Here is a 2,725-nt window from a genome sequence, read left to right on the forward strand (position 1 = left end):
CTGCTATATCTTCATCCGCTTTTTTTAAGATTTGCTTAGCGGCTTTTTGTGCTGCTTCAATTACTTCCTGCTTATTAATTTTTCCACCAATGGAATCAATAGATTTTTTTATCACAGAATCGGCCAGCTTTACCAGCATATTTATTTTTGCTTTGGCAGAATCGTACACTGCCACTCTTGATTTTTTTGAAGTATCAGGCATCGGCTTTTCAATATGATAAGCAACAAAGCCTGCGCCTTTTTCGGGTGTTTTAAAAGTTTTGGCACGGGCAAATTTGGTTACACTTTCTGCACCCAGTTCAATAATGCCTAACGAATCTTTCGGCATTTCATCGGGTTTTTTCTTTTTAATCCTGGCCTGCCGTGTATCCTGAAAAGCCGGTTTAATTTTAAACACTGCGTATTTACTGTCTTCGGTAATTACAGCACTGTACCCACGTGGTATAATTTTTTTATATTTTGTTTGTGGGTTTTGTATCACTAATTCGCCATCGCCTTCCTGCGGATTTACGGCATACACCACAAATTTTCCATCGTTGCTAATCATGCGTTCGCCAATGCTTTTCCAGCTATCGTAAACGGTATGGTCGAGAGGTTTTTTGTTTTGTGCGGTTGCGGAAAAAGTAATTAATAAAAATAAAGGAGAAAAAAATCTTTTCATGTGTAAAGTTTTGGAGCAATAAAGTTATTGGAAATGAAGGAGAAAAATTATTGAAATTTACCTGCGGTAAATACCTGTTGCTAAAGAAGCACAGAAAGGGAAATTGCCGGCTGATTCCGCAGATGTAGCAGAAAATAGATTTGCCTGCGGCAAATGATAATGCCACAGAGGCACTGAAGCACAGAAAAAAAATACCTAGTGCTGATTTCGTAGATGACGGAGAAAATAGTGGTTTACAAATCTGCAGAATTTGCGAAATCAGCGGGCTGCTACTCTTCTTCTAAAAATCCCCATTCATTTCTTAACCCTTCAAATCTTTCGCCTTGTAATTTTATGGCATCGTAATGCCCGGCACTATTTTTTTGCCGGTAGGCTTCGTACAAAGTAACAGCGCAGGCCACAGAAATATTTAGCGATTTTATTATGCCCACCTGCGGAATAATAAAATTACCGTCGGCCATAGCAATAATTTCTTCGCTAACGCCACTGTGTTCGTTGCCAAAAACTAATGCTACAGGTTCGGTCAAATTTAACTCATGCAATCCAACGGCATCGCTGCTTAAATGTGTGGTGTAAATTTTTTTATAGCGTTTGCGTAGTTCTGCAAAACATTCATTGGCATCGGTGTATTGATGCACCGTTAACCATTTAGCAGCGCTGGAACTACTTTTAGCTCCCCACTTTTTATGTGGTGGAATTTTAGTATTCAAAATAAAGATATCCTGCATGCCCACGGCATCGGCGGTACGCATTACAGCGCTGATGTTATGCGGATCAAAAACGTTTTCTAAAACTACAGTAATATCGGGCTGGCGTTTGTTTAAAACTGTTGTAAGCCGTTCGTTGCGTTCTGGTGTCATGCCCAAAAATACAAATTTAAATACAAGAAATTTTTGAACCCTGCAATTAAGAATGATTGTATATTTATAGAGGATAGAAATTTTAATACTTCATTCCGCCATTAGGGATAGAAGCAATATATAAAACAGTTATCAGCTTTATAACATGAGAACACAATTAAAAAAAGACGAAAAATTATTGATCATCATTCGCCAGCACTGGATAAAATTAGTGCTGCCCATTTTTGCATGGCTGCTGCTTACTACCATTTTATTATTGCTGATGACCAATTATTCCATTGCATTTATTATTATTTTAGTTACGGCCATTTATCCTTTAATAGAATACATCAACTGGAAATATAATTTATGGGGTGTTACCAATATGAGGGTGGTGGATGAAAGCGGATTTTTTACCCGCTACTCCAAAGAAAGCCCTTTGGATAAAATAAATAATGTAGAATACGACCAGCCTTTAATGGGCCGCCTTTTTGGCTACGGCAATGTGGATATACAAACCGCTGCCGAAATGGGTGAAACAAAATACACCCTCATCCATCATCCTAAATTATTAAAAGATACCATTACTAATGCACAGGAAGAATATAAAAAAATACAAATTACCAGCCAGGCCACACAGTTAGCGCAGGCTATTGCAAAAAATATTAATCCTGCAGCGGCACCCTCACAGCAAATGATAGCCGACGAATTACAAAAACTTTTTGAGCTGTTGCAAAAAGGCGCCATTACACAGGAAGAATATGTAGCGCAGAAGAATAAATTGATGGGGAGTTAGGTAAAAAAAATTATTACGGGCATTTGTAATTCTGCTTAACATCTTTGTGTCATTCACTTGTACTATTAAATCTTTTATTGAGCTTTTATTGTAGCGTAGATTGAGAGATTTTTTTGTAATTACAAGAACCAAGGCTTAAAAGAAATTAACAAAGTACGTTTTTCAATTGAAGCTCAAAACAATTTAAAAGCAACAATTTTAGTTGGTTTTGAAATTTTGAAAGGATATGACTTTCGCATACATTTGATTTTAGTAGCAACGAATATTTTATAACACACAACAAATGAAAATTCCAGAGCCTATAAATTCAACTATAATCACAAATCGAACCAAGTTTATTGTATTCGTTTCTGTTTTTATAACCGGTGGAACAGCTCTTTCGGGATATCTATTTTATTTAACCAAATCAATTCTCATCTTAGTTGCGGG

Annotated in this window: 2 protein-coding genes and 1 pseudogene; 1 reads left to right on the forward strand and 2 read right to left on the reverse strand. The window is 36.7% G+C overall.

Features of this window, described 5'->3' with window-relative positions:
* Both ACY65O_RS14495 and ACY65O_RS14500 read right to left on the reverse strand, forming a co-directional pair.
* Window positions 1–661, reverse strand: a pseudogene (locus tag ACY65O_RS14495) (hypothetical protein); the annotation flags it as partial.
* Window positions 662–930: 269 nt separating this feature from the next.
* Window positions 931–1,521: a TrmH family RNA methyltransferase gene (locus ACY65O_RS14500; protein WP_462221574.1), complete on the reverse strand. Its 591-nt coding sequence runs from the start codon at window positions 1,519–1,521 to the stop codon at window positions 931–933.
* A 145-nt stretch (window positions 1,522–1,666) separates the two neighbouring features.
* Between ACY65O_RS14500 and ACY65O_RS14505 the strand changes: the two genes are divergently transcribed.
* Window positions 1,667–2,296 (forward strand): SHOCT domain-containing protein, encoded by a 630-nt coding sequence (locus ACY65O_RS14505; protein WP_462221575.1) that lies wholly within the window; start codon window positions 1,667–1,669, stop codon window positions 2,294–2,296.
* Window positions 2,297–2,725 lie beyond the last annotated feature (429 nt).

This window comes from Ferruginibacter sp., from assembly GCF_031430955.1.
Lineage (GTDB): Bacteria > Bacteroidota > Bacteroidia > Chitinophagales > Chitinophagaceae > Ferruginibacter.